This window comes from Stackebrandtia albiflava, from assembly GCF_007994225.1.
GTDB lineage: Bacteria > Actinomycetota > Actinomycetes > Mycobacteriales > Micromonosporaceae > Stackebrandtia > Stackebrandtia albiflava.
On the sequence record NZ_VLLL01000009.1, the window covers coordinates 68,044 to 93,811 of the forward strand.

General features: G+C 70.8%; 24 protein-coding genes and 1 other RNA gene. 10 read left to right on the top strand and 15 right to left on the bottom strand.

The genetic code is table 11. The features are described 5' to 3' along the window. Positions 1-144 precede the first annotated feature (144 nt). Both npdG and LX16_RS22990 read left to right on the top strand, forming a co-directional pair. Entirely contained in the window at positions 145-837 is a 693-nt protein-coding gene (npdG, locus tag LX16_RS22985) for an NADPH-dependent F420 reductase (RefSeq protein WP_147143189.1), read from the top strand. Beyond that, positions 837-1,595 carry a helical backbone metal receptor gene (locus tag LX16_RS22990; RefSeq protein ID WP_147143192.1) on the top strand — a complete coding sequence of 253 codons (759 nt, stop codon included), beginning with the start codon at positions 837-839 and terminating at the stop codon, positions 1,593-1,595. The genes npdG and LX16_RS22990 overlap by 1 nt, the downstream gene beginning before the upstream one ends. A 44-nt stretch (positions 1,596-1,639) precedes the next feature. Here LX16_RS22990 and LX16_RS22995 read toward each other — a convergent pair whose 3' ends face one another. The 6 genes from LX16_RS22995 to LX16_RS23020 form a co-directional block, all read right to left on the bottom strand. Next, positions 1,640-3,226: an alkaline phosphatase D family protein gene (locus LX16_RS22995; protein WP_147143195.1), complete on the bottom strand. Its 1,587-nt coding sequence runs from the start codon at positions 3,224-3,226 to the stop codon at positions 1,640-1,642. A 290-nt stretch (positions 3,227-3,516) separates the two neighbouring features. Beyond that, entirely contained in the window at positions 3,517-3,711 is a 195-nt protein-coding gene (locus tag LX16_RS23000) for a hypothetical protein (RefSeq protein ID WP_147143198.1), read from the bottom strand. Positions 3,712-3,822: 111 nt separating this feature from the next. Next, complete coding sequence (locus tag LX16_RS23005; RefSeq protein ID WP_158645703.1) at positions 3,823-4,548, bottom strand: TVP38/TMEM64 family protein; 726 nt, start codon at positions 4,546-4,548, stop codon at positions 3,823-3,825. A gap of 93 nt (positions 4,549-4,641) precedes the next feature. Further along, positions 4,642-5,484, bottom strand: coding sequence for a 3-methyl-2-oxobutanoate hydroxymethyltransferase (gene panB / locus LX16_RS23010; protein ID WP_147143204.1), 843 nt, complete (start codon positions 5,482-5,484; stop codon positions 4,642-4,644). Positions 5,485-5,558: 74 nt separating this feature from the next. Next, the gene (locus LX16_RS23015) at positions 5,559-6,653 is read right to left on the bottom strand and encodes a tartrate dehydrogenase (RefSeq protein ID WP_147143208.1); all 1,095 of its coding nucleotides are present in this window, start codon (positions 6,651-6,653) and stop codon (positions 5,559-5,561) included. A 69-nt stretch (positions 6,654-6,722) separates the two neighbouring features. Then, the gene (locus LX16_RS23020; protein WP_147143211.1) at positions 6,723-7,613 is read right to left on the bottom strand and encodes a LysR family transcriptional regulator; all 891 of its coding nucleotides are present in this window, start codon (positions 7,611-7,613) and stop codon (positions 6,723-6,725) included. A 218-nt stretch (positions 7,614-7,831) separates the two neighbouring features. Between LX16_RS23020 and LX16_RS23025 the strand changes: the two genes are divergently transcribed. After that, positions 7,832-9,439, top strand: coding sequence for an SLC13 family permease (locus LX16_RS23025; RefSeq protein ID WP_147143215.1), 1,608 nt, complete (start codon positions 7,832-7,834; stop codon positions 9,437-9,439). A gap of 37 nt (positions 9,440-9,476) precedes the next feature. Here the strand turns inward: LX16_RS23025 and LX16_RS23030 are convergent, their stop codons facing one another. Next, positions 9,477-10,064, bottom strand: a complete 588-nt coding sequence (locus LX16_RS23030; protein ID WP_147143218.1) for a phosphatase PAP2 family protein — start codon at positions 10,062-10,064, stop codon at positions 9,477-9,479. 51 nt (positions 10,065-10,115) lie between these two features. Here LX16_RS23030 and LX16_RS23035 point away from each other — a divergent pair, with 51 nt between their 5' ends. Genes LX16_RS23035 through LX16_RS23045 form a run of 3 tightly spaced genes read left to right on the top strand, consistent with a single transcriptional unit; the run spans position 10,116 to position 12,044 of the window. Beyond that, positions 10,116-10,598: a hypothetical protein gene (locus LX16_RS23035; protein WP_147143223.1), complete on the top strand. Its 483-nt coding sequence runs from the start codon at positions 10,116-10,118 to the stop codon at positions 10,596-10,598. A gap of 34 nt (positions 10,599-10,632) precedes the next feature. Then, positions 10,633-11,451 (top strand): MerR family transcriptional regulator, encoded by an 819-nt coding sequence (locus LX16_RS23040; RefSeq protein WP_158645704.1) that lies wholly within the window; start codon positions 10,633-10,635, stop codon positions 11,449-11,451. Continuing rightward, positions 11,448-12,044 (top strand): GyrI-like domain-containing protein, encoded by a 597-nt coding sequence (locus LX16_RS23045; RefSeq protein WP_147143227.1) that lies wholly within the window; start codon positions 11,448-11,450, stop codon positions 12,042-12,044. Before LX16_RS23040 ends, LX16_RS23045 begins: the two co-directional genes overlap by 4 nt. 3 nt (positions 12,045-12,047) lie before the next feature. Here the strand turns inward: LX16_RS23045 and LX16_RS23050 are convergent, their stop codons facing one another. Further along, positions 12,048-12,452: a hypothetical protein gene (locus tag LX16_RS23050; protein WP_147143230.1), complete on the bottom strand. Its 405-nt coding sequence runs from the start codon at positions 12,450-12,452 to the stop codon at positions 12,048-12,050. A 67-nt stretch (positions 12,453-12,519) separates the two neighbouring features. Continuing rightward, positions 12,520-13,773 (bottom strand): pyridoxal phosphate-dependent aminotransferase, encoded by a 1,254-nt coding sequence (locus LX16_RS23055; RefSeq protein ID WP_147143233.1) that lies wholly within the window; start codon positions 13,771-13,773, stop codon positions 12,520-12,522. A gap of 118 nt (positions 13,774-13,891) precedes the next feature. Between LX16_RS23055 and LX16_RS23060 the strand changes: the two genes are divergently transcribed. Beyond that, positions 13,892-14,788, top strand: coding sequence for a LysR family transcriptional regulator (locus LX16_RS23060; RefSeq protein ID WP_147143236.1), 897 nt, complete (start codon positions 13,892-13,894; stop codon positions 14,786-14,788). Between the two features lie 18 nt (positions 14,789-14,806). Here the strand turns inward: LX16_RS23060 and LX16_RS23065 are convergent, their stop codons facing one another. After that, on the bottom strand, positions 14,807-16,000 hold the full coding sequence (locus LX16_RS23065; RefSeq protein WP_147143239.1) for an ROK family transcriptional regulator: 1,194 nt from the start codon (positions 15,998-16,000) through the stop codon (positions 14,807-14,809). A 133-nt stretch (positions 16,001-16,133) separates the two neighbouring features. On the opposite strand from LX16_RS23065, the gene LX16_RS23070 reads away from it, so the two are divergent. Continuing rightward, positions 16,134-17,534 (top strand): MFS transporter, encoded by a 1,401-nt coding sequence (locus LX16_RS23070; RefSeq protein WP_158645705.1) that lies wholly within the window; start codon positions 16,134-16,136, stop codon positions 17,532-17,534. Between the two features lie 82 nt (positions 17,535-17,616). Here LX16_RS23070 and LX16_RS23075 read toward each other — a convergent pair whose 3' ends face one another. From LX16_RS23075 to LX16_RS23095, 5 genes are all read right to left on the bottom strand, one after another. Next, positions 17,617-19,368, bottom strand: a complete 1,752-nt coding sequence (locus LX16_RS23075; RefSeq protein WP_147143245.1) for an NAD+ synthase — start codon at positions 19,366-19,368, stop codon at positions 17,617-17,619. A gap of 73 nt (positions 19,369-19,441) precedes the next feature. Then, on the bottom strand, positions 19,442-21,139 hold the full coding sequence (gene phnE / locus LX16_RS23080; protein ID WP_147143247.1) for a phosphonate ABC transporter, permease protein PhnE: 1,698 nt from the start codon (positions 21,137-21,139) through the stop codon (positions 19,442-19,444). 6 nt (positions 21,140-21,145) lie between these two features. After that, complete coding sequence (gene phnC, locus LX16_RS23085; RefSeq protein ID WP_147143250.1) at positions 21,146-21,958, bottom strand: phosphonate ABC transporter ATP-binding protein; 813 nt, start codon at positions 21,956-21,958, stop codon at positions 21,146-21,148. Between the two features lie 77 nt (positions 21,959-22,035). Further along, entirely contained in the window at positions 22,036-22,983 is a 948-nt protein-coding gene (locus LX16_RS23090; protein WP_147143252.1) for a phosphate/phosphite/phosphonate ABC transporter substrate-binding protein, read from the bottom strand. 202 nt (positions 22,984-23,185) lie between these two features. Then, entirely contained in the window at positions 23,186-23,941 is a 756-nt protein-coding gene (locus tag LX16_RS23095) for a sulfite exporter TauE/SafE family protein (RefSeq protein ID WP_147143253.1), read from the bottom strand. A 30-nt stretch (positions 23,942-23,971) separates the two neighbouring features. Here LX16_RS23095 and rnpB point away from each other — a divergent pair. Further along, positions 23,972-24,368, top strand: an RNA gene (gene rnpB, locus LX16_RS23100) — RNase P RNA component class A. Positions 24,369-24,623: 255 nt separating this feature from the next. After that, entirely contained in the window at positions 24,624-25,739 is a 1,116-nt protein-coding gene (locus tag LX16_RS23105) for a hypothetical protein (RefSeq protein WP_147143257.1), read from the top strand. Positions 25,740-25,768 lie beyond the last annotated feature (29 nt).

The following is a 25,768-nucleotide window of genomic DNA, read 5'->3' on the forward strand; positions in this document are numbered from 1 at the left end:
GCCCGCCGGAACCGCCCGGATACGGCCGCCGGTCCCACCAGTGTGCCCCTCGGGTGTTTCGGGCATGTTTCACGGTGGCCGACCGGGGAGACTTGGCGGACAACCACTGGCATACCGGACGGACGTACTGCCAGTATTGTCGCCATGGCTTTTGAGGACGTGGAATTGCCCGACGTGTCCGGTGTGACGGTCGGGATTCTCGGTGGCACGGGTGCGCAGGGACGCGGTCTGGGTTACCGGCTGGTGCGGGCCGGACACCGGGTGACGATCGGTTCGCGTGACGCCGCGCGTGCCCGTGACGCCGCCGCGGCGATCGCGGCGATGCCGGGCGGCGACCGGGCACCGATCACCGGTGGGGAGAACGCGGCCGCCTGCGACGCCGACGTGGTGATCGTGGCGGTCCCGTGGCCGGGGCACGGCGACCTGCTCACCGGGTTGGCGCCGCGGCTGGCGGGCAGGATCGTCGTCGACTGCGTCAACCCGCTCGGTTTCGACGAGCGTGGCGCGTACCCGCTGGAGGTCGAGGCCGGTAGCGCGGCCGAGCAGGCGGCGGCGCTGCTGCCGGAGTCACGGGTCACCGCCGCGTTCCACCACGTGTCGGCGACACTGTTGACCGATCCGGAGATCGAGTCGATCGCCACCGACATCCTCGTGCTCGGCGACGACCGGGCGGCGGCGGCGACCGTGCAGGCGCTGGCGACCCGGATCGAGGGCATGCGCGGAGTGTTCGCGGGGCGGCTGCGCAACGCCGGCCAGGTGGAGGCGCTGACCGCGAACCTGATCGCGATCAACCGCCGGTACCGGGCGCACGTGGGGATCCGGGTGACGGACATCTGATGGCCACGGTCACCGACGATCTGGGACGCCGTTTCGCGCCGGGCCCGGTACGGCGGGTGGTGTCGCTCGTGCCGTCGATCACCGAGACCCTCGCGCTGGCGGCGCCGGGGCTGTTGGTCGGCGCCACCGACTACTGCGTGCACCCGGCGGGGTTGTCGGTGACCAGGGTCGGCGGCAGCAAGTACCCCCGGGTGGACGCGGTGCTCGACTGCGAACCGGACGTCGTGTTGGCGAACGCGGAGGAGAACCGGCGCGAGGACGTGGAACGGCTGGAGGCCGCCGGCGTGCGGGTGTGGACGTGTTTCCCGAAGGACGTGCCGGGGGCGTTGACCTCGGCGTCGCGGATGCTTCGTCTGGCGCTGGGCGTTCCGGAGCCCGACTGGATCGGCGAGGCCGCGTCACTGTGGTCGCGGACGCCGCCGGTGTCGCGGCGGGCGGCGATACCGGTGTGGCGGCGGCCCTGGATGGTGCTGGGCGGCGGCACCTTCGCCGGGGACGTGCTGCGGCGGCTCGGTGTCGCGAACGTGTTCGACGCCGAGCCGGGTTATCCGCGCACGACTCCGGACGAGGTGCGGGAGCGGGGCGCGGACCTGGTCGTCCTGCCGGACGAGCCCTACGAGTTCTCGGCCGGGGACGGTCCCGAGGCGTTTCCGGGGCTGCCGTGCGCGCTCGTGTCGGGCAGGCACCTGACGTGGCACGGTCCCAGCCTGGTCGAGGCGCACTCCCTGTTGTCGAGACAGCTCTTCGGATCCGCGTGAACCCGGTCGAACGGCGACCCTCCCTCGACGTGCCCTGGCCCCGGTCAGTACCGAACGGCTCCCAGTGTCCCGGTCCGGGTGCGGAACTTCGCGACGGAGGTGACCGCGCCCGAGGAGATCGCGGTCTGATGGGTGGCCAGGAAGTTGGTGTAGAAGGTGGTCGAGGTGGCGCTGCACCGCAGGTACCCCTTCAACGGCTGCGGTTGGGCGCGCGAAGTTCCATCGGCGCGCATCCCCACCCAGGCGAAGACGTCCGGGTTCGCGTCGCGACGTGAAGTCCAGTTGAAGCCGTAGCTGGACATCGAGGGGGTGGAGAACTCGGTGGCGACGAAGTCCTTGCTGGCGGCGTTCTGGCTACGGATCACCCTGGCCGCGAACGGGCAGTGCACGTCACCGGCCAGTACCACCGGATTGCCTCCGGCGGCACGCCTGGCGGCCAGCGCGTCGGTGATCCGTCGCCGTTCGGCCGGGAAGGCCGTCCAGTTGGTCGGACTGGTGGGCACCCCGGCGGACGCGAAGTACACACTGAGCGGGCTGGCCACTCCCAAGGTCGTCCAGGTCGCCCGGGAACTGTTGATCCACTGTGTTGCGGCCGCAAGCTGGGTGGCCCCCAGCAGGGTGGGTGACGCCGCCCCCGGCGCGGTGCGGTGCTGCCGGCAGTCCAGCAGTGCCAGGTCGAGGTTGCCGCCCCAGTTGAGCCCGATGCGGTCCAGGCGGAACCGCAGCTTGTCCTCCCCACTGGCGGCGGTGGGCGGCCCGCCCCGTAGTGGCATGTTCTCCCAGTAGGTCCGCAGTCCGTGGTTGAACGACCGCAACTGCCAGTCGGTGCCTTCCCCGAAACGGGGCTTGATGTTGGCGCCCTGGTAGTCGTTGTACATCTCGTGGTCGTCGGGGACGGCGTACATCGGGTAGAGCCTGCGGACGCGCTGAATGTTGTGGCGTTCCAGATACCAACCCCAACGGCGGCGGTAGTCCACCAGCTCGGTGCAGTAGTCGTCCTTCGGAATGGTGTTCTCGTGGCTTTCGCGGTATATGTAGTCGCCGAGGTGAACGACGAAGTCCACCGGGTTGCTCTCCAGATGGGTGTAGCCGTGCCAGTAGGACGGACCGTCGTTGACGGAGGCGTCGGTCGCCGCCGACTGGCAGCTGATCACCGCGAAGTTCGGATCAACGTCGGCGGTCGACCGCGGCGCGGTCCGGGTCTGCCCGATCCACGCCTTGTACGAACCGTCCGGCAACGAGAACTGGTAGTAGTACTGCTTTCCAGGGGCCAGTGGCCCTCCGGCGGTCTTCACCTCCAGGTGAACCGACCAGGCGTCGGCCTTCCGCGCACCGACATTTCCACTGTAGAGACTGGTGGCGTCGCTCTGTACCGCCTCATGGCTTTCGGCTATCCGCCAGTGCACGCTGACCGTGTCGGGCTGGCCCGCCATCCCGAAGTCCGGCGCCGTCGGGGACGGCGCCAGTCGAGTCCACAGGATGACGCTGTCGGTCGTGGCGTCCCCCGATGCCGAACCGAGCTGGAAGGGGTTGACGGCGAACGAGGTGGTCGAGGGCGACTCGCCCATGAGCGCGGCGGTGACACCGGCGCCCGACAGGGCGAGGAAGGCACGGCGATCGAGGTGGGACACGAGGGCTCCGGGGTGGTCTCAAGGCGGGGCGGTACATCGAGAACCGCCCCATTCTGCCCATCCTCGACACCTTTGTCGAGTTTCAGCCGTTCCGGATGCCGCGTGTGGCTTGACAAGGGCGCCACGGCGTCGACGGCCGACGTGATCCGGGCGGAAGGTACGGCGCAACACCGGGCCGTCACCGACACCCACGAACGACCCCGACACCCTGCCCCCCGGACTACTGCGACCACCGGACGGTGTCGGCGACGCGGACGTCGATGAGACCGCCCGGCGGCACCGGCAGCGGCTCAGTCGTCGTCGCGGTCCTTGCGGCGGACGACCGTCCCCGCGATGGCCACCGCCACCACGATGAACAACAGGGCCGCGACCAGCAGCGGATCCAGCGCCGTGAGCCTGCCCACCAGTTGGGCGGCGAACGGAGTGGCCATGGCGATCAGGGCGATCAACGCGATTCCGCGCGAGTGCCGCCGCATCCACTCCATGTCGGTCTCCGTTCCCGGGGTCGGATCAAGGCCGTGCCGGTCGATTATGGGCATCGTCCCCGCGGCGCGCCCGACCGGGGCGGTCCCCCGTGACCGGCGCGTCTCTCCGCCTCAGCGGCCGCGCAGTAGGCGGCGGCGTACCACCAGCGCCACGGTGACGCTGAACAGGCTCATGCCGGTGGCGACCAGCATGGCCATGGGCAGGCCGCCGGCGCCGAGGATCGCCCCGCCCACGGCGGTGTACCCGAGGGAGCTGGGCAGCGCGCCCAGCAGTGTCCCGATCGCGAAGTGCCGGTATCGCACGGTCGTCGTCCCCGCGGCGTAGGAGGTGAATCCGAAGTGGGACAGCGGGATGACCCGGACGATCCACATGCCGACGAACCCGCTGCGTCCCAGCCAGGCGTCGACGTTCGCCAACTGGCGTTCCGTCCAGCGCCGCAACGCGGCACGACGGCCGTCCGTCCCGGCGCCGTCCCGGCTCGCCCAACGTTCCAGGCGTTGCGCCACGAACTCCCTGCCCAGCAGCCGCCCGATGACGAAACCGATGGTCGCGCCGAGCAGGCTGCCGATCATGATGTAGCAGAATCCCGGCAGCCAGCCGAACAGCAGGCCGGACGTGATCGACATGACGGTGCGCGGCACGAGCATGAGGATCCCGGTGGCCACACCCACCACAGCGACCCACGGCCCGAGGCCGCCGAGGTCGGCGACCCGGGCGCGCAGGAGCTCCGCGTCGGGCGGACCGGCCAGGAGCATGAGGGCGGCCAGCACGACGATCCCCCCGACGAGGGATCCGAACCGCCACAGGGCCGCCCGTGACTGGTGTGCCGTCTTCACGGCCATGACGCTACCGGGCTCCGCCCACGGAAGAGCCACAACGGGGTCGCGGGTCCCCGGTGACGGGCGCGGCGACCCGTCACCGGGGAAGGCTCACCGGAAGCTGTGTTCCTCGGCGGGGAACACACCGCCGCGGACCTCCTCGGCGTACCGCTGTGCGGCCTCTCCGATGACGTCGGCGACGTTGGCGTAGTTCTTCACGAACCGGGGGGCGGGTCCCTGCCGGAGGCCCGCCATGTCCTGCCACACCAGCACCTGGGCGTCGGTGTCGGGTCCGGCCCCGATGCCGACGGTGGGTATGGCCAGTTCCTTGGTGATCTGTGCGGCGACGTCGGCCATCACCATCTCCAGGACCACCGCGAACGCGCCCGCCTCGGCGACGGCCTGGGCGTCGGCGACGACGGCCGCGGCCTGTCCGGCGCGTCCGGCGACCCGGTAACCGCCGATGAGGTGTTCGCTCTGCGGTGTGAAGCCGACGTGTCCCATCACGGGTATGCCGGCGCCGGTGAGCGCGGCGATCTGGTCGGCGATCCTGGTGCCGCCTTCGAGTTTGACGGCGTGCGCGCCGGCCTTCATGAACCGGACGGCGGTCTCCAGTGCCTGCTGCGGCCCGGCCTCGTACGAGCCGAACGGGAGGTCGGCCACGACGAGGGTGCGTTCGGTGGAGCGGGCGACCGCACCGACCAGCGGCAACAGTTCCTCGACCGTGACGGGGATGGTGGTCTCGTAGCCGTAGACGTTGTTGGCGGCGGAGTCCCCGACCAGCAACGCGGGGATGCCGATCCGGTCGAATATGGCGGCGGTGTACTGGTCGTAACTGGTGAGCATCGCCCACTTCTCGCCCCGTTCCTTGGCGGAACGCAGGTCGCGAGTGCGGATGCGACTGTTCTTCCTTGCGGGTCCGTACAACGCGGGCACTTCTTTGTGCGAGGACATGCGATTCTCCGTCTCTCCTCGGGGCCGGTGCGGGGTCCCCGGGCGGGTGTGAATGTCGGTTTCCACCCTAGTCCTCACCGGGTGGCGGACGGTTGTGATCCCGGTAACGGGGAGGCCGGCAGGGCGTCGACGACGGCGCGGGTGGCCTCGGCGGTGGTGGCGTGACCGCCCAGGTCGCGGGTCCTGGTGGCGGGGTCGGCCAGGGACGCCGCCACGGCGGTGTCGATGCGGCGGGCGGCCTCGGGGTGGCCGAGGTGTTCCAGCATCATCGCGGCCGACCAGATGGTGCCTATCGGGTTGGCGACGCCCCGCCCGGCGATGTCGGGCGCGGACCCGTGCACGGGTTCGAACATGGAGGGGAACTCCCGTTCGGGGTTGAGGTTGGCGGAGGGGGCGATACCGATGGACCCGGCGACGGCGGCGGTCAGGTCGGAGAGGATGTCGCCGAACAGGTTGGAGCCGACGATGACGTCGAATCCGCTCGGCGCGAGGACGAGTTTGGCGCACAGGGCGTCGATGTGTTCCTGCCGCCACGGCACGTCGGGGTGCGCGGCGGCCCGTTCGGCGACGATCTGGTCCCAGAACGGCATGGTGTGGACGATGCCGTTGGACTTGGTGGCGGAGGTGAGGCCGCGCCCGCGTGTCCCGGCGAGCCGGAACGCGTAGTCGACGATCCGGGTGACGCCGGTCCGGGTGAACACGGACTCCTGCATCGCGGTCTCGATCTCGGTGCCCTCGTACAGCCGTCCTCCGATGCGGCTGTACTCGCCCTCGACGTTCTCCCGGACCACGACCAGGTCGATCGCCTCGGCCAGATCGGGGCGCAGTGGTCCGGTGACGCCCTCGAACAGGCGGACCGGCCGCAGGTTGACGTACTGCTGGAAGGCCCGCCGGATCGGGATGAGCAGTCCCCACAGCGACACGTGGTCGGGTACCCCGGGGGCGCCGACGGCGCCCAGCAGGATCGCGTCGTGCCCGCGCAGGACGTCGAGGCCGTCGTCGGGCATCATGGCGCCGGTCCGGCGGTACCGGGCGCAGGACCAGTCGAACTCGGTGGTGCGCAGGGTGAAGGCGTCCCCTGCGATGGCGTCGAGGACTTCGAGGGCGGCGGGTACGGTCTCGCGTCCGATGCCGTCGCCGGGGATGACTGCGATGTGGTGGGTCGTCATGGCGGCCAGTCAAGCAACGGGGTGCCGCGGCGTCCAGGACGTGTCGCCGATACGGCCGATAGGCGGCGCCTATGCCCGCGACGCCGGGGTGTCGGACGCGAGGGCGACGAACTCGGTGGCGGCGGGCGACAGCCAGCCCTTGCGGAACGCCAGCAGCAGCCGCAGTGAGGCTGCCGGGGCGAGGTCGCACACGACGGCACCGGCGCGTTCGGCCAGTGGCCGCCACGCCTCGGCGAGTACACCGACACCGACGCCCTTGAGGACCAGCGGGAGGACCGCCTCGCGGTGTTCGGTCTCGACGGCGATGGTGACGGCGACTCCGGCGGCGCGGATCTGTTCGACGAGGCGCCGGATGCCGGTGCCGTGTTCACCCACGATGAGGCGGTGACCGGACAGGGCGGTCCAGGGCACCGGTTCACCGGGCGCGAAGTCGCCGCCGGGTGGCGCGACGAGGACGAATCGTTGTCGTTGCACTTCGCGCAGGTGGACGTCGGCTTCGGCCGGGTGGTCCCACGACGAGAGGATGCCCACCTCCGTCCGCCCGTTGTGGACCATCTCGATGACGGCCTGCGCGACCTGGCCGTCACGGACGACGACGGTGACGTCGGGGAACGCGGCGGTGAACCGTTGGATCATGCTGCTGAGCGGTTCCACGGCGGGAGAGGGCATCGCGGCGATGGTGAGGTTGCCGCTGACCATCGTCTCCACCGCCGAGACGCTGGCCCGGGCGACGTCGAGGCTGCGGACGGCCTGCCGGGCCGGCTCGACGAGCGCGCGCCCGGCCTCGGTGAGGACGAGGCCGCGGCCGAGCCGGTTGAACAGGCGGCTGCCGACGTCTCGTTCGAGGGTGCGGATCGCCTGGGACAGCGACGGTTGCGCCAGGTAGAGTGCCCGCGCGGCGCGGCTGATGCCGCCGTGGTCGACCACCGCGAGGAAGTACTCCAACTGCCGTATGTCCATCGTGGTCCGCCTCTCCGCCACCGGGTCCGACCCATAGGCACCGCCTAACGGTCCCATAGTTCTTCGCCGTCTTGCCGAGCCCCGGCACCGCCACTAGGTTGCCGTTACCAGTACGGCGGTCCCGGGCGACCGGGCGCCGGCGGTGGTTCCGGCGTGCGCCGAACCGCGCGCCGGGTGCCGATCCGGCCGCCGACGACACACTCAGCGAGGAGTGGCCGATGGCCGGCAAAGCGGCGCCGGAGGGCGCCAGGACCGATGTCGACAAGGCGCTGTTGGGCAGCGCGACGTACCGGAGCCTGGGGGAACAGCGGCTGTCCCCCTCGGAGGAACGGTTCGAGAAGGCCCGCCGCACGACCGGGCTGTGGCTCGCCCCGTTGATCACCGTGGTGTTCTGGGTCCTGCCGCTGGAGATGGACCGGACGCAGCAGTCGCTTGCCGCGATCCTGCTGGGGGTGGTGGTGCTGTGGGTGACGGAGCCGGTCCCCATCCCGATCGGCGGCCTGCTCGGCATCAGCGCGATCGTGGTGCTGGGCGTGGTCGGGCCGGACGACACGCTCGCCCCGTTCGGTTCCTCGACGGTGTTCACGTTCATCGGCGCGTTCATCCTGGCGCAGGCGATGCTGAAGGTGGGCCTGGCGCGCCGGTTCGCGTTCTGGATCCTGGGGCTGCCCGGGATCGGCAAGTCGACGTGGCGGGTCATCGCGGCGTTCGGGCTCATCACGTGCGTGCTGTCGGCGTTCGTGTCGAACACCGCGACCGTGGCGATGCTGTTGCCGACGGCGCTGGGGTTGTTGGCCGTCATCGCGAAACTGCTGCAGGCCCGTGGCCTGGTGGCCGAGGACTTCGACCCGCTGCGTCTGCGGGTGGGTGCCGCGCTGGTGCTGGTGCTCGCGTACGGCGCCAGTGTGGGTGGCCTGTTGACGCCCATCGGTTCGCCGCCGAACCTGATCGGGCGCGGCATGATCGAGGAGGTGACCGGCGAGCGGATCTCGTTCCTGCAGTGGGTGATGACGGCGCTGCCGATCTGCGCGATCATGTTCGTGGTGCTCGTGGTGGTGCTCCTGCTGTTGAACAGGCCGGAGATCCGCCGGATCGAGGGTGTCGAGGAGTACATCAGGTCGCAGCGGGCGGAGCTGGGCCGGTTCAGCCGGTCGGAGGTCAACACCCTGATCGCGTTCGGCGTGACCGTGACACTGTGGATCTTCCCCGGTGTGGTGGCGCTGTTCGGCGGCACCGAGTCCCAGTTCTACGGCGCGGTCAGCGAACACCTCGACGAGGGTGTCGTCGCGGTACTGGGCGCGTCGTTGCTGTTCCTGCTGCCGATCGACTGGCGCGCCAGGGAGTTCACACTCACCTGGAGCGACGCGGCGAAGATCGACTGGGGCACGGTCCTGCTGTTCGGTACCGGCATCATCTTCGGGTCGCTGCTGGCCGACACGGGTCTGGCCGAGACGATCGGTGTCTCGGCATCGGACGCGCTGGGCCTGTCGAGCGTGTTCGCGATCACGGCCTTCGGTGTGGTGCTGGCGATCCTGGTGTCGGAGACGACCAGTAACACCGCGTCGGCGGCGGTCGTGGTGCCCATCATCATCCCGATCGCGCAGGCCGCCGGGGTGGATCCGATGGTCCCGGCGTTGGCGGCGACGTTCGCGGCGTCCTTCGGTTTCATGCTGCCGGTGTCGACGCCGCAGAACGCCATCGCCTACGGGTCGGGGGTCGTGCCGATCACCCGGATGATCCGGTCGGGGTTCGGTTTCGACGTGATCGGCGGCATCCTGATCCTGCTGCTGCTGCCGGTCATGGTCGTGGTGTCGGGGATCGTGTGACGTGACGGTGTGCGCCCGGTCCGCCGGGCGCACACCGTCAGCGCGACGCGGTGAAGACGATTCCGGCCACCAATGCGCCCCACGCGGCCCCGGCGACCGTCTGCGCGACGGTGTGGTCTCGCAGCCGGACCCGGGACCAGCCGATGAGCGCGACCACCGCCAGCCCCACCGACGCCCACCAGCCGTACACGGCCGCCAGGACCGCCACCGCTCCCGCGGACACTCCGGTGTGGAACGACATCTTCCACAGTGCGGTGACGGCGGTGGTGGTGACCAGGCCGGCGCACAACGCCAGTGTCAGCGCCGGCATCGGCGGCGGGGCCGGCCACCACAGTGTGAGGGCGACACCGGCGGAGACGGAGACGATCATCGCCAGTAGCGGCCGCAGGCGGGACGCGCGTTCACGGATGTGGACGTCGGTGACCCTGCCGCGTCGCATGTGGAGCCAGATCACGGTCATCGGGATGCCCGCGGTGAACAGGGCGCAGATCAGTCCCCACGCCAGTGCGACGGAAGGGGGATCGGTGGTCGAGGCGGCCACCGCCAGGCACAGTACGGTGATGACGGCCGCGGGTGAGAACACGTGCGTCACGGCGAGGGCGAACCGGTGGGGTGAGTCGGGCACCGCGACACCGTACCGGGAGACGGCCGTCGTCGAGGAGAGGGAGAGGCCGGCGTGAGACCGTCCGGGAGGTTGAGGTCGCTCGCCGTACTGGAACTGGTGAACATCCCGCTGTGGGGATTCGTCCTGGTGTCGTTGTTCCCGGCGTCGGTGGCGAATCTGGCGGGGTTCGCGGCGTTCGCGATGCTGCTGGCGCAGGGTTCGGCGTACTGGTGGCTGAAGCTGCGGCAGGTGCGGCGTCGGGAGTCGTTTCCGGCCGGACTGGACGGGTTCGCGTCGCTGCGGCGGTGGAATCCGTGGTGGCTGGCGGTGGTGGTGGCGGTGTGCGGCGGCCTGACGGTCGCCGCGCCGGGCGCGGGAACCCTGCCGGGTCTGGGACTGGCGTTGTTCGCCGTGGTGGAGCACGTGAACTACTTCCACGTGCAGTTGAGTTACGACAATCGCGCCGACCTGGCACGGCTGGGGCGTCACGGTCTGCGGCCAGCGCATCTGGCGCGTGACCTGCGCCGGTGGCGAAGGGCGTGGCGCGCCGGTTGACCCTCCCCCGAGGGGAGGGTTCATGATGTCCGGCATGACGACGGAGCTGCTGGGGATCGGTGAGTTCGCGGCGTCGTGCCGGCTCACGGTGAAGCGGTTGCGCAACTACGCGGCCAGCGGGTTGTTGCCGCCGGCGTGGACCGATCCGCACACCGGGTACCGGTACTACCGGCGTGATCAGGCGGAGGCGGCGCTGACGATCGCGTTGCTGCGTGACCTGGACGTGCCGTTGGCGTCGGTGGCCCGGATCGTGGCGGCGGCACCGGCGGAACGGCGGGTGCTGATCGAGGCCGAGCGGCGCAGGGTCGTCGCCCGGATGGCGGCCGACCGGCGCCGACTGGAGGTGTTGGAGCGGTTGGGTGATCCGGCCCCGGTTCCGGTGGTCGAGGTGACGGCGCCGCCGTTGCGGTTGGCGGTGGAGTCGGCGGAGTGCGCGCCCGAGGCGATCGGTGAGGTGGTCGGGGGGTGCGTGTCGCGGTTGTTCTCCCGGTGCGGCCCCGCGGTTTCCACCGGTTCGGTGGTGTGGGGCCTGTTCCCGGTGCGGCTCACGCCGGTGGTTCCGGTGCAGGTGGGTGTGGTCGCCGATGTGGCGGGGCCGTCGCGACGGCTGCCCGGCGGCGCCGCCGTGTCGGCGGTGCACGTCGGCGGGTACGGGTCCATCCCGGTCACGTACCACGCGCTGTTCGCGGCGCTGCACGGTCGTGGACTGACGCCGTCGGGTCCGGTGCGTGAGGAGTACCTGGTCGCGCCGGGTGACGGTGTCACACCGGTGACCCGGGTCTCGGTGACGTATCGACCGCAGAGGAGTACCGGTGCCGGTTCCGGGGCCGGGGACGTCGAGGAGGACATGTGAGTCACGCCGATCTGAAGCGCGAGTACCGGGAGCTGTACGGGGGTGGGACGGAGCCGGCCCTGATCGAGGTGCCGCCGTTGCCCGTGGTGGCGGTCGACGGGCACGGCGACCCCGACGACGCGCCGTACCGGGCGGCGGTCGGGGCGCTCTACCGTTCGGCGTATCAGGTGCGGGCCATCGTGAAGCGGGAGGACGGCCTCGCCCGGCCGGTGATGCCGTTGGAGGGTCTGTGGACGGCCGACCGGGGCATGATGACCGACCGGACGCCCCGGGACGAGTGGAACTGGACGATGCTGATCGTGCTGCCGCCGGAGTGCACGCCCGACCGCTTCGAGGCCGCCCGGGAGGCGGCGCGGCGCAAGGACCCCGACGCGCCGGAGGTACGGCTCGACCGACTGCCGTCGGGTCCGGCCGTGCAGATACTCCACATCGGACCGTACAGTTCGGAGAAGCCCTCCATCATGCGGATGCTCGACTTCGCCCGCGAACACGGCCACCGCGTCGTGGGAAGGCACCAGGAGATCTACCTGTCGGATCCGCGCCGGACCGCGCCGGAGCGGCTCCGGACGTTGATCCGGTACGGGATCGAGTGAGGGTCAACGGCCCAGCCACTCGGTCGCCGCGCTGAGCAGCGCCAGGACCGCGACACCGATGGCGACGGCGATGCCGACGCCGAGCACCCAGAACCGTTCGGGGCGCCACCAACGCCGCTGTCGCCGGATACGGCGGCGGCGGCGTTCCAGGTGCCAGCGCGGTGTGCGCCACCGCCGGGTGCGTTCGGCGCGGACGGTGGCCGCCCGCAGTCTCACCACGACGCGGCGCAGTTGCGCGAAGCGCCTGGCCTCGGCGAGTTCACGGTGCAGTTCGGCGTACTGTTCGGCGCTGATGCGGCCGTCGCCGTAGGTGTATTCGAGCCTGGTCGACAGGTGTCTGCGATACAGGTTCAGGACTTGCCAGCTCTGCCGGTCCATCGGGGTCTCCCGGAGGTCGTCGTACCTCAAGCTTGCCCCGGATCGGCGCTGCGCGAACGTGTCCGCGACGGCCCGTCGTCGGTTCGGTGTGGACGGTTCAGCCGGTGAGCAGTTCGCCGAGCACCTCGTCGAGTCTGGCCAGTGAACCGCGCAGCCACGGCAGTCGCGTCGGGTAGGCCGACCGCAGCGACGCCTCACGGTCGGCGTCGGTGTCGCCGTACAGCTGGCTGGTAGCGACACGCAGCCGCAACGACTTGGGATCGTCGCCGAAGGCGCTGCCCGGCAGGACCCCCACACCGAACCGGTCGAGCAGCAGGCTCGCCAGGTCGGCGCTGGTGGTGACCGACCAACGGCTCTCCAGCAGGTCGGCGTGCGCGGTGAAGTCCGGGTAGAGGTAGAAACCGCCCTGTGGTGTGGGCACCCGCACGCCGGCGTACCGGAAGCGGTCGGCGACCGCGTGGGCGACGGTGGCGTGCAGTCGCACCGAGTCGCGGACGCGGTCGCGCAGCACGGCGGGCTCGGTGAAGGCGTGCGCGGCGGCGAACTGCACCGGTTGCGGCGCGCTGGACCAGATCTCGCTGCCGATGGTCAGCAGCCGGTCGCGCACCCGGCGGCCGGTCGGCGAGTCGGGCAGCCGGCACACCCCGAGCCGCCATCCGCCCAGCGCGAGGTTCTTGCTGACGCCGGTGGTGACGGCGGTGCGCTCGGGCGCGAGTTCGGCGGGGCTGACGAAGCCGTCCTCTCCGGCGAACCGCAGGTCGCGGTAGATCTCGTCGGAGATGACGAACAGGTCCCATTCCCTGGCGATCCGGCACACCCGCGCGACGGTGTCGGCGTCGGCGGCGGTGCCGGTCGGGTTGTCGGGCAGCGTGAGTACGACGGTGGTGATCCGGCGTCCGGTGGCGCGGGCGTGGTCGAGGTGTTGGACGAGCAGGTCCGGGTCCGGCACGCCGCCCACTCCCGGTGAGGTGGGCACGTACATCGGAGTGCCACCGAGCAACCGGCACTGCGCGGCGTAGCTGACCCAGCTCGGCTGGGCGAGCACGGCGTCGCCGCCGAGTGCGGCCAGGAGGCCGTACAGGAGCGGCTTGCTCCCGGGTCCGGCGACCACCTGGTCGGGCGCGGTGGGGAGCCGTCGGCGGCTCCAGTAACCGGCCGCGGCCTCCTGCAGTTGCGGGACGGCCGACACCGGGCCGTATCCGTTGCGGGTGGCGTGGGTGGAGAGGACTTCGACGAGTTCGGGGTGTACCGGCAGGCCGGCCTCCCCGAACGCCAGCGGTAGGACGTGTTCTCCCGCCTGGCGACGTCTCATGATGGTCTCGTTGGCGGCCAAGGTGGCTGAGACAGACATGAATGCTCCAGTTATGAGGGAAGTACCGTCGGTGAAGTGCTGTGGTCCTGCAACAGTCTTACCCGGGAAAAGCATAAGCGCAAACGACTAAACATGGCCGTAGGAGTAAGATCTTCTTATGCTTGATCCGCGCCGGCTCCGGCTGCTGTGCGAGTTCGCGAGCCGCGGCAGCATCGCCGCAGCCGCCGATTCCTTGGGCTACACCGCATCCGCCGTCTCGCAACAACTCGCCGCCCTGGAACGGGAGGCGGGACACGCACTCCTCGACCGCACGGCACGTAGTGCCACGCTCACCGAGGCGGGACGGAAACTCGTCGAACACGCCCTGACGATCCTGTCCGCCATCGAGGCCGCCGAATCCGCTCTCGCCGCGCAGGACGCCACCCCGCACGGCCAGGTCGTCGTCACCGCGTACCCCACCGCCGCGGTGGCACTCGCCCCACCGGTCGCCAACCGGCTGCGCCGCCACCACTCCCTGACCCTGCAACTGCGGCAGGCACGTCCACAGGAGAGTCTCGACCAGGTGCGTTCGGGTGAGGCCGACATCGCGCTGGTGGACGAGTGGCCGGGACACGGCTGGCCGCGCACCCCCGGATTGTCGTGGCACTTCCTGTGCCACGACCCGCTCGTCCTGGTGGTGCCGCAGGACCATCCGCTGGCGGGCGAACCGGCCATCGACGTCGGGGAGATAACCGCCGAGTCCTGGATCATGGGCCTGGACACCGAACCGTCCCGGCAGGCCCTCGACCGGCTGCTGACCGACCGGGTGCAGCCGGAGGTGCGGTGGGAGTTCGAGGGCCTGGACACCATCATCACCCTGGTCTCCCGTGGGCTCGGCATCACCATCGCACCCCGGATGGCCGTGGTGGACCGGCACTACCGGGTACGGATGCGGGAACTGAAGGACGCGCCCGGCAGGGACGTGTTCGCGGTGTACCGCACCGCCAGCGCCGAACGCCCTGCGGTGGCGGAGGTCCTGCGGCTGCTGGGCGTCGCGGCGGGCAAACTCCGCTGAGACGAGAGGCGGGCCGCCTCAGGTACCCGTCTCGTACAGGTCGAGGGCGGCCACGCCACCGAACAGGTCGTCGTGGGCGATGCTCAGCGCCGTCTCCACCGCTCCCCCGACGATCGGGCTGTCCCGCAGCGCGGTGGGGCGGACCTCGACGGGCATCGCGTGCATGGTGGCCAGCCGCTCGGCGACCCGGTCCGAGAGGCGGTCGCCGCCCGCGATGCCGATCTGACCGGCGAGCACGATCATCCCCGGGTCGATGGTGGCGATCAACGCCAGCGCGCCCAACGCGATCCGGTCGGCCAGCGCGGTGATGAGGTCCCGCGCCGCCGGGGTGTCCGAGGCACAGGCCCGCGCGACCGCCTCGCCCGCACCACCGTCGGTGAAGCCGTGTTCGGCGGCGAGCAGCCGTACGGCCGCCGTGGTGACGAGGCTGTGGAAGCCGCCGGCGGCCTTGCCCGCCACGGGAGGCGGCGCACCCGGCACCGCGAGTTTTCCGACCTCACCGGCACCTCCGGAGGCGCCCTGTCGCAGCCGGCCGTCCAGGATGATCGAGGCGCCGACACTGCGGTCCAGCCACAGGACGGCGAGGTCCTGGCGGCCCTTGGCGGCGCCGTGTCGCAGTTCCACGACTCCGGCGAGGTTGACCTCGTTCTCCAGCACTATCGGGACGTCGAGACCGTCGACCAGTTCGGGCAGGAAGTCCGCGTCCCAGCCGGGGAACTCGTAACCGGGTCCGAGTTCGCCGGTGGCCTGGTCGACCGCGCCCGGCGCGCCGATGACGACGGTGTGGAGGCGGCCGGGGTCGGTACCGGCGCTTTCGGCCGCGTCGCGGACGGTCGCGCGGATCTGCTCGGACAACCGCACCCCCTCGTCGATGGGGCGGCGGGCGGTGGCGACGGTGTCGCCCGCGATGTTGGCGACGGCGGCGTCCACGGCGCCGTCGCGGACGTCCACGCCGGCCAGGTGGGCGCGGCCGGGGATGAGGCCGTAGAGCTTGGCGTTGGGGCCGCGACGTTTCCTGCCGCCCTCGCCGACCACCTCGATGAGCTCCTCCTGTTGGAGACGTTCCAGCAGGTCCGCGACGGAGGGGCGGGACAGGCCGGTCAGCTCGCGCAACTGGGTGGCGCTGAGCTTCTTGTGCCCGAAGAGCAGGTCCAACGCCATCCGGTCGTTGATGGCGCGGGCCATCGCCGGACTCGCGGGGTTGAGACTCATCACAGTCCTTTTCATCAGGGAGGCTGCCTGTTATTTTAGCCAGTGGGTCGCCACACGCACGGATCCGGCGATCAAATCACTACGGTTAAGGACGGCTTCGATGGACCAGCGGCGTGCCCAAATGGTGCTTGCCATGGTATTTGCCGTGCACGGCACGGTCTCGGGCAACTTCGCCACCCGAGTCCCATGGATTCAACAGCACCTCTCGCTCGGGGCCGGTGAGATCGGTCTGGCCCTGCTGTGCGTGGCACTCGGCTCGTTCCTGTCGATTCCGCTCGCCGGACGACTGGTCCGCCGGTTCGGTCCCCGCCCGGTGACCCGGGTGTCCCTGCTGGCACTGTGCCTCGGGCTGGCGACCCCGGCGGTGATGCCGGACTTCGGCACCCTGTGCGCCGTCCTGCTGGTGTACGGCGCCGCCGCCGGCGCCTCCGACGCCGCCATGAAGCAACAGGCGATCGCCGTCGAACGCGACCTGGAGCGGCCGATCATGTCGCGGCTGCACGGACTGTGGAGCATCGGCACCCTCATCGGCGCGGGCATCGGCACCGCCGCCACCTTCGCGGCGCTCGACGCCCGGATCCACCTGGCCGCCGTCGGCGGAGCGCTGGCGGTCCTGGCGGCCGTCGTGGTCGTCGCGCTGCCCGCCACCCGCGTCGAGGAACCCGAGGCCGTCACGGTCGCCGCCCCCCGGCGCCGCGCCCTGCCGGGCCGAACGCTCCTCATCCTGGGCCTGCTGGGTTTCTGCGCCTCCTTCGCCGAGGCCGCCGCGCACAGCTGGAGCAGTGTGTTCATCGCCCAGCTCCCCGGCGGCGCCCCGGCCACCGCCTCGCTCGGTTTCGCGGTCTTCGTCGCCACCATGGCGGTCGGGCGGCTGTGCGGCGACAGGCTCGTCCAGGAGTACGGCCCGGTCACGGTGGTGCGGCTCGGCGGCCTGCTCTCGGCGACGGGCGCGGTACTGGCGATGGCGGCCACCGCACCCGCGCTCGCCATGGCAGGTTTCGCGATGCTCGGCCTGGGTCTGGCCGCGATCGGCCCCGTCGTGGTCTCGGCCGCGGGCCGGACCACGCCCGGCGGGAACGGCGTCTCGACGGTCGTCACCATCTGCTACCTGGCGTGCCTGGCGTCACCGGGTGCCATCGGCGGGATCGCCGACCGGTTCTCGCTGGCGGCGGCGTTCGGCATCACGGCCGTGGTCATCCTGGTCATCGTCGTGATGGCGGGCGTGCTGGGCCCGCAGGCGGCTCCGGCCACCGGCACCACGGTCACCCGCATCGCCCGGCTGCGCCCGCGCCGCATCAGCTTCACCCGGGTCGCCCGCTCCGCGCCGGTGGTGGCGTTGACGCTGGGACGGTCCGCCCGGCCCAGCGACATCGCGGTGAGCATCGGAGAGCCGGTGGTCGCGTCGGCGCCGGTGACGGTGAGCTTCGCCGACGACTCCCCCACGGTGGAGATGCCCGCGATGTCCCGCCGGTCGTCCGACGACCTCCATCGGGTCGAGGAGCCGGCCCGGATCCCGGCGGTCGAACCGGCCTGATCGACCACGCCGGCGGTGGGCGCACGGTTCTCACGTGCGACCCACCGCCGGCGCGTTCTCCGGCCACCGGGCCGCCCCGGGATCAGCCCTCGGTGAACCGGTTGGTGATCGGGAGGCGGCGGTCGCGGCCGAAGGACTTGCCGGAGATCTTGGTGCCGGGCGCGGTCTGGCGACGCTTGTACTCGGCGAGGTCGATGAGCCGCAGCACCCGGTCGACGGTGGCCGCGTCGTGCCCGGCGGCCACCAGGTCGTCGCGGCCGGTGTCGGCGTCGACGTATCCGGCGATGATCGCGTCGAGTACGTCGTAGGGCGGCAGCGAGTCGGAGTCGACCTGCCCCGGGCGCAGTTCGGCGCTCGGGGGTTTGGTGAGGGTGTTCTCCGGGATCGGCGGCGTCCGGCCGAGGCGTTCGGCCTCGGCGTTGCGCCACTCCGCCAACCGGTACACCAGCGTCTTGGGGACGTCCTTGATGGGGGCGTATCCGCCGACCGAGTCACCGTACAGTGTGGAGTACCCGACCGCGTACTCGCTCTTGTTGCCGGGGGCGAGGACCAGGTGCCCGTGCTGGTTCGACAGGGCCATCAGGATGACACCGCGCACCCGTGCCTGCAGGTTCTCCACCGCCAGGCCCGACAGCGCGACCTCCGCCATGATCGAGTCCACGACGGCCTGGATCGGCTCGCTGGAGTAGTGGAGCCCGGTGCGTTCCGCCAGGTCGGCGGCGTCGCCCTTGGAATGGTCCGAGGAGTACCGGCTCGGCATGGACACCGCGTACACCCGGTCCGGTCCGAACGCGTCCACCGACAGGGCGGCCACGACCGCGGAGTCGATGCCGCCGGACAGCCCGAACACGACGGACCGGAACCCGTTCTTGGTGACGTAGTCGCGCAGGCCCGTCACCAGTGCCCGCCAGGTCTCGGCCAGATCCGACAACGGCTCCGCGAACACCGGCGCGCCGGCTTCGGCCGGTGACACCGCGAGCGGGCCACCCGACAGGACGGTCCGCTCCACCGACATGATCTCGCCTGTCACCGGCCGCGGCGGCGACGCCTGCGGCAACTCCAGGTCGGTGATCAGCAGCGCCTCCTCGAACTGCGGTCCGCGGGTAAGCAGCGTGCCGTCGGCGGCCACGATCAGCGAATCGCCCTCGAACACCAACTCGTCCTGACCGCCCACGATGTTCACGTAGGCGACGGCGGCACCGGCCTCGGCGGCGCGGCGCCGCACCAGCGGCAACCGTCGCTCGTCCTTGTCGCGTTCGTACGGGGACGCGTTGATGTTCACGACCAGGCCCACACCGGCCTTGCCGGCCACGGCGAAGGGCCCGCCTGGCTGCCAGATGTCCTCGCACACCGTGACCGCGATGTCGACGCCGCCGACCTGGATCACCTGCAGGACGTCACCGGGTACGAAGTAGCGGTTCTCGTCGAACACGCCGTAGTTGGGCAGGTGGTGCTTGAAGTAGCGGGTGACGACCCGTCCGCCGTGCAGCACCGCCAGGGCGTCACGCGGCCCGGTGTGCCGGTCCGACTCGGCGTGGAGGCGGGCGGGTCCGTCGGCGTCGAGGTAACCCACGACCACGACGACGTGGCCGAGACCGGAGGACTCCAGGTCGGCGGCCAGTGTGGTGACCGCGGCGCGGCTGGCCGCCACGAAGGAGTCCCGGAACACCAGGTCCTCCACGGGGTATCCGGTGAGCACCATCTCCCCGAACGCGACCAGGTGCGCGCCGGCCTCGGCGGCGCGTGCCGTGTAATCGCGGACGATGGCGAGGTTGCCCTCCAGGTCACCGACGGTGGTGTTGGTCTGGGCGAGCGCGATACGCAAGATCGACATGCGGTCATTGTGCCCGCGCGTCCACCGGGCGCCGACCCGCCCCGGCCGTGACGACACGGGGCGGGTCGGCCGGTCAACTCCTGGCTCCCGCGGTCCTGCGCAGCCACATCGCGATCAGCTCCACGAGCATCACCACGCCGAACAGCATCAGGGTGATGAGGGTGACGGTGCCGAACTCCCTGACCCGGGACGCCTGGAGCAGGTAGTAGCCGATGCCGCCCGCGCCGACGATGCCCAGCAGCGTCGCCGAGCGGATGTTGACGTCCAACTGGTACAGCAGGTGCCCGATGACGGCGGGCAACGCCTGCGGCAGCGTCGCGGCGAAGAACACCTGGGACCGTGAGGCACCGGTGGCGCGGAGCGCCTGCTCCACACCGGGATCGACCTCCTCCACGGAGTCGGCCACCAGTTTGCCGAACAAACCGATGGCTCCGATCGACAACGCCAACGTCCCGGCGACCTCGCCGAGCCCGATCATGACGACGAACACGATCGCCAGGATCAACTCCGGCACACCGCGCACGCACACGATGAACATCCGGAACACCTTGCCCAGCCACAGCCGGGGCGCGACGTTGCGGGCCGCGAGGACACCCACCGGCAACGCCAGGACCGCACCGATCAGGGTCGCGGCGAACGCGACCTGCACGGTGACGAACATGGCGTCGATCAACTCGGCGGACGGGACACCGCCGGTGTCGGGCGGCCACAACCGGTCGAGGGTGTTGGCGATCCCCGACCCGGTCATGTCGAACAGGTCCCGTCCGACGAACCCGACCGATACCAGCACGATCATGACGCCGACGAAGGTCCAGGCGAGCCGGGCGAACCGGCGGCCGCTCATCGGGACGCTGACCCGTCGCGCCGCGGCCGCGGTCCCCGCCGCGACGCCGCGCCGGGCACGCCCCATCAGGCCCAGGATCCCGCCTCGGCGGGTGTCGGCCTGCGGACCGAGGATGGCACGCCGGATCGCCCCGGAGATCAACTCCATCACGATGCACAGCGCCAGCACGACGAGCGCCAGTGCGATTCCGCGCGGATAGTTCAACGTCTCCAGCGCGTTCTTGATCTCCTTGCCGATGCCCGCCACGCCCACGTAACCCAGGAGCACCGAGATCCGCAGGTTGATGTCGAGCCGGTGCATGGCGGTGGCGACGAACGACGGCATCACCTGCGGTAGGACGCCGCTGACCAGTTGTTGGAGCCGCCGGGCGCCGGTGGCGCGGATCGCGGTGCGGGGTCCCTCGTCGATCTGTTCGATCGCGTCGGCGTAGAGCTTGCCGATCATGCCGATGGAGTGCAGGCCCATGGCCAGCACACCGGGGATCACGCCGAGCCCGAACACCCGCACGAAGATGATCGCCAGCACCAGGTCGGGGATGGCGCGCATGCTGACGATGACGGCCCGCGAGCCCAATCGGGTGACCCGGTTGCGGGTGGTGTTGCCGGCGGCCCAGAACGCCAACGGGATGCTCAGCACCATCGACAGCAGGGTCGCGGCGATGACGATCGCGAGGGTCTGGCCGATCAGGGCGAGCAGTTCGCCCGGCGGCGGGAAGTCCAGCGGCACCACCCGGCCGAGGAACTCCACGGCGTTGTCGAAGCTGTCGATCAGAGTGGCGACGTTGATGCGGAGCGCGATGAGCGACCACACGCCGAAGCCCAGCAGTGCCAGGCCGACCGCGGTGGCCGCCATCGTGTTGACGCGGGGGACGGCCAGGGTGCGCCGGTGGGGTGCGGCGGTGCCCGGGGTCTTGGTGGGGGTGTCCATGCCGGCCTACTCGGCGGCCGCGTCGGCGACGTTCTCGGCCCCGACGCGGGCGTAGATCGACATCGCGTCGGCGTGGTCGATGTCGGCCACCGGGGTGTCCATCACGACCCGCCCGGTGTGCAGGCCGACGATCCGGTCGCCCCAGGCCAGTGCCAGGTCCACCTGGTGGAGGCTGCACAGGACGGTCAGGTCGTCCTCGGTGGCGACGCGCTTGATGAGTTCCATGACCTGGTGCGACGACTCCGGGTCGAGCGAGGCGACGGGTTCGTCGGCGAGCAGGATCTCGGGTTCCTGAAGCATCGCGCGGGCGATGGCGACACGCTGCTGCTGGCCGCCGGAGAGGGTGTCGGCGCGCTGGAACGCCCGGTCCGCGAGGCCCACCCGGTCGAGTTGGTCGAGGGCCGCCTCGCGGATGCGTCTGGGGTAGGTCGGCAGCCCCAGACGCGGCCCCCTGAGCCGGGCGAGGGCACCGGTGCAGACGTTCTCCAGGACGGTGAGGGTCGGCACGAGGTGGAACTGCTGGAACACGAAGCCGATGCGGCCACGCAGTCTGCGCAACGCCTTGGGACGGGCGGCCGCGACGTCGACGCCCAGGACGTGGACGCTTCCCTCGGTCGGCAGTTGCAGCCCGTCGACGTGCCGCAGCAGTGTGGACTTCCCGGAGCCGGAGAGCCCCAGCAGCACGACGACCTCTCCGAACCGGGCCGACAGCGAGACGGAGTCCAGTGCTGTCACGTTCGGGGGGAATCGTTTGGTGACTCCGTCGAAGCGGACGGCCTCCCGGCCGCCGGTGTCGGAGTTGTCGTTCTGGCGTGTCACGTGGGTCCTTGCGGTGGGGGTGGGGGGTGGCGGGGTTCGTGGGGGCGGACCAGGGATGTCCGCCCCCACGAGGGAGGTCAGGCCGCCGAGCAGGCCTGCGCCTGCGTGGCCTCACAGACCTCGATGAGGCTGGTGTAGTAGTCGTCCTCGACCGTCTGCCAGCCCCAGATCCGCTGGTCGGTCAGGTCGCATTCGCCTTCGATGCAGTAACCGTTGGCGACGAGGTAGTCCTGGTTCGCCTGCTCGGCGAAGATCTTCGCGATCTTGTCCTTGAGGCCGGCCTCCAGGCCGTTGTACATGGTGATGGGCGGTTCGGCGATGGTGTCGGACTTCCAGACGACCTTCAGGTCGCCCTCCTTGAGGTCGCCCTTCTCGATCAGGGTCGACTCGATCATGCTGTCGAGCGCGAATCCGGCGTCGCATTCGCCGCTGGCGACGTTCATGGCGGAGGCGTCGTGTCCGCCGGCGAGGTTCTCCTCCCAGTCGCCCATCTCGACACCGGCGTCGAGCAGGCCCTTGACCGGGTACAGGTATCCCGAGGTGGAGCTGATGTCGACGAAGCAGAGCTTCTTGCCGGCGAACTCCTCGATCGACTCGATGTCGCTGTCGGCGGGGACCACACCGTAGGACTGGTAACCGGGCTCGACGCCCTTCTCCTTGACCATCGCACCCAGCACCGAGATGTCCGAACCGGTCTGCACCGCCTGGTAGTAGGCGAGGGCACCGTATTGGGCGATGTGGATCTTCCCGTTGCGCTGGCCCTCGATGACGGCCGCGTAGCTGGTGGCGGGCTGGAACTCGACGGGTATGCCGAGCTCCTCCTCCAGCATCTTGATGACCGGCGTGTAGGTGTTGCTGAGGTCGGTGCCCTCTTCGGCGGGGACGCCGGAGATCACCAGCGTCTCCGGGGTGACGCCCTCTCCGTCGTCGGAGGAGGTGTCGGCGCTCTCGCCGCAGGCGGCCAGCGCCAGGACGGCGGCGCCCGCGACCGCGGCGAGCCGCAACAGACTCTTGCGTGGTCTCATGGGGGTCTCCTTGCGGACCGCACGTCGGCGTGCGGTCGGTGGGGGTACGGGGCGGTCCTGGTCCGCGAACGGCTTCCGCGGACGGCTCGCCGGCCTCTCGTGGTGCTCGGGGTGGTGGCTGGCGAAGCCGGACGGACGGACATTACCAAAGAACGACGGGGGCAACCGGTTAACGACTGGTCGTCACGGGCACGGCCGGGCGTCAGTCGAACAACAGGTACACGCCGACGCCCAGTCCATAGCAGACGATGAACGCCCGCAGCACGTTCTGCGGAAGGCGACGCGCGAGTTTGGACCCGAGGAATCCTCCGACGACCGTGGCCGGGGCCAGCACCAGGACCGCCGTCCACACGACCGGCGCGATCAGCCCGTAGACGAGCACGGTCACCAGGCCCACCACCGCCGACAGGGCGTTCTTCACCGCCGACACCCGCGCCAGGGAGTCCGGCAGGACCAGGGCGAGACCGGCGACGAGCATGACCCCCAACGCCGCCCCGAAGTAGCCGCCGTAGAGGCTGCCGACGCCGGTCAACACGTGGAGCAGCACGGTGCGGCGGCGAGACGACATGTCGTGCGGCTGGCCGACGAGGGTCCTGATCCGCTTCTGGAGCGCCAGCAGCAGGGCCGCCATGATGACCAGGAACGGCACGATCGCCTCGAAGGCCGCCGCCGGTGTGAACAGCAGCAGCGCCGTGCCGCCGAGTGCCCCCAGGATCGCGGTGGGGAACAGGGTGAGCGTGCGGCGTCGCTGCCCGGACAGGTCGGCGCGGCTTCCGAACGCCGCGGCCACGTAGCCGGGGAAGACCGACAGCGAGTTGGTGACGTTGGCCGACACCGGTGGCAGTCCGGTGCCCAGCAGCGCCGGGTAGGTGATGAGCGATCCGCCGCCCGCGAGGGCGTTGACGGCGCCCGCGGTGAGACCGGCGGCCACCAGCAGCACGGTCGAGGTGAGGTCCATGGGCGAAGAGACTACGATTGTCGAGGCGGACGAGCCAGCCAGGTGGCCGCGGCGGGGTGTTCTGCACACCGTCGAGGAACGTCCGGACTCCACAGGGCAGGGTGGTTGTTAACGGCAACCCGGGGCGACCCGCGGGAAAGTGCCACAGAGAACAGACCGCCCGCACTGGTTGCGGGTAAGGGTGAAACGGTGGTGTAAGAGACCACCAGCGCCCCCGGTGACGGGGGCGGCTCGGTAAACCCCACCTGGAGCAAGGTCAAGAGGAGCCCTCGGGCTCTGCGCGGACGTGTGAGGGCTGCCCGCCCGAGTCCGCGGGTAGACCGCTGGAGCGGACCGGCGACGGTTCGCCTAGATGGATGGCCACCGGCCGGGACAACGCGGTGACGCGTCCCGGTCACAGAATCCGGCGTACCGGCCGGCTCGTCCGCCCCGCCATCGACCGCCGACGCCCGGCCGGCGGGGTGGTCTTCCGACGCCACGTCGTCCCTTCTCCCCCACCGTCGTGGCTCGCATCGGCGCGCCACCCCTCCTGCGCTCCGCGCCTCGCCCGGTCTTCGCGGCCGAGTCCGAGGAAGCGGGCGTGTCCCCGGACAGGGGGCGGATACGGTCCTAGGCTCACCCCGGACGAATCATCACAGTGAGTCATCACACGAGGACGGGGAGTGCGGTCATGATGTCCGGGATGGGGTCACGAGGTGCCCGGTCGGTCCGTGCGGCGGGCACGGTCCTGGCGGTCACGGGCATCGTCACGCTGGTGGGAGGGCTGTTGGCGGCACCGGCGAGCCTGGCCGCCCAGGACCGGGTCGCCGAGAGCACCCTGGTCGAGCTGACCGTCACACCGATACCGGTCATCCCGGTGGAGGGGTTCGACGGCGCCTACGGCACCGCCGGCACCCCCGACACGGGAGCGCCCTCGGACCACGTCGACGGCGACTTCAGCGACCCCGACGGGGTGCTCGATCTGGTCACCGTCAACGGCACCCAGGTGGTGGAGACGTCCTGGGACGCCGCGTCCGGCCAACTGACCACCCGAGGCAACGCGACCGGGTTCGAGTTCGACTACAACGGCGTCGACGACTTCCTGACCGCCGGATCGGTGGACTCCTACGCGCGCTGCGTGGACGGCCAGGCCGCGGCGCTCGCCTACGCCCGCACCGACGCGGTGCAGTTCATGGTCCTCGGGCAGAGCATCCCCTATTACGTCCCGACCGAGATCGCGGTCACCGGGGCGGACCTCAACATGCCGGGAGTGGCCGGTGGCACCGTCACGGTGCTGGGTCAGGCGGTGGAGAACGTCGTCAACGAGCCCGAGCAGACCAGCGCGGAGGCGTACCTGGAGTACACCGCCACCGCGGAGCTGTACGACGAGAACGGCGACCTGGTGTACTCCGGACCGCTGTTCGACCTGACGGTGGGACACGTGAAGGTCGAGTGCCAGGCACCCGTCGACCCGCAGACGCCGAGCGAGACGCCGACCACGCCCACCGATCCGCCCACCACACCGACCGAGACACCGTCGGAATCTCCAAGCGAGACACCCACCTCACCCACGGAGACACCGTCCGAGTCGCCGAGCGAGACACCGACCACGCCCACCGAGACACCCTCGGAGTCCCCGAGCGCGTCGGAGTCGACGCCGCCCACCGGGCCGGACACCACGCCGCCCGCCGGTGGCGGCCCCGGCGACGGCTTGCCGGTGACCGGCGGACCGGTCGGCATCCTGCTGGCGGCCGGTACGGCCGCCACCGTGTCGGGGCTGCTGCTGTTGTGGGCGAGTCGTCGCCGGTTGCGAGGTTGACGGCGGCGGCGAGGGGTTCCGTCGTGGAC

Coding starts and splice junctions, on each gene's coding strand:
- phnE (WP_147143247.1), bottom strand. CDS start 21,139: ATGGACACCCCCACCAAGACCCCGGGCACCGCCGCACCCCACCGGCGC.
- panB (WP_147143204.1), bottom strand. CDS start 5,484: ATGTCCTCGCACAAAGAAGTGCCCGCGTTGTACGGACCCGCAAGGAAG.
- LX16_RS23025 (WP_147143215.1), top strand. CDS start 7,832: ATGGCCGGCAAAGCGGCGCCGGAGGGCGCCAGGACCGATGTCGACAAG.
- LX16_RS23060 (WP_147143236.1), top strand. CDS start 13,892: ATGCTTGATCCGCGCCGGCTCCGGCTGCTGTGCGAGTTCGCGAGCCGC.
- LX16_RS23090 (WP_147143252.1), bottom strand. CDS start 22,983: ATGAGACCACGCAAGAGTCTGTTGCGGCTCGCCGCGGTCGCGGGCGCC.
- LX16_RS23095 (WP_147143253.1), bottom strand. CDS start 23,941: ATGGACCTCACCTCGACCGTGCTGCTGGTGGCCGCCGGTCTCACCGCG.
- LX16_RS23070 (WP_158645705.1), top strand. CDS start 16,134: ATGGTATTTGCCGTGCACGGCACGGTCTCGGGCAACTTCGCCACCCGA.
- LX16_RS23000 (WP_147143198.1), bottom strand. CDS start 3,711: ATGGAGTGGATGCGGCGGCACTCGCGCGGAATCGCGTTGATCGCCCTG.
- LX16_RS22990 (WP_147143192.1), top strand. CDS start 837: ATGGCCACGGTCACCGACGATCTGGGACGCCGTTTCGCGCCGGGCCCG.
- LX16_RS23020 (WP_147143211.1), bottom strand. CDS start 7,613: ATGGACATACGGCAGTTGGAGTACTTCCTCGCGGTGGTCGACCACGGC.
- LX16_RS23040 (WP_158645704.1), top strand. CDS start 10,633: ATGACGACGGAGCTGCTGGGGATCGGTGAGTTCGCGGCGTCGTGCCGG.
- LX16_RS23015 (WP_147143208.1), bottom strand. CDS start 6,653: ATGACGACCCACCACATCGCAGTCATCCCCGGCGACGGCATCGGACGC.
- npdG (WP_147143189.1), top strand. CDS start 145: ATGGCTTTTGAGGACGTGGAATTGCCCGACGTGTCCGGTGTGACGGTC.
- LX16_RS23105 (WP_147143257.1), top strand. CDS start 24,624: ATGGGGTCACGAGGTGCCCGGTCGGTCCGTGCGGCGGGCACGGTCCTG.
- LX16_RS23075 (WP_147143245.1), bottom strand. CDS start 19,368: ATGTCGATCTTGCGTATCGCGCTCGCCCAGACCAACACCACCGTCGGT.
- LX16_RS23065 (WP_147143239.1), bottom strand. CDS start 16,000: ATGAGTCTCAACCCCGCGAGTCCGGCGATGGCCCGCGCCATCAACGAC.
- LX16_RS23055 (WP_147143233.1), bottom strand. CDS start 13,773: ATGTCTGTCTCAGCCACCTTGGCCGCCAACGAGACCATCATGAGACGT.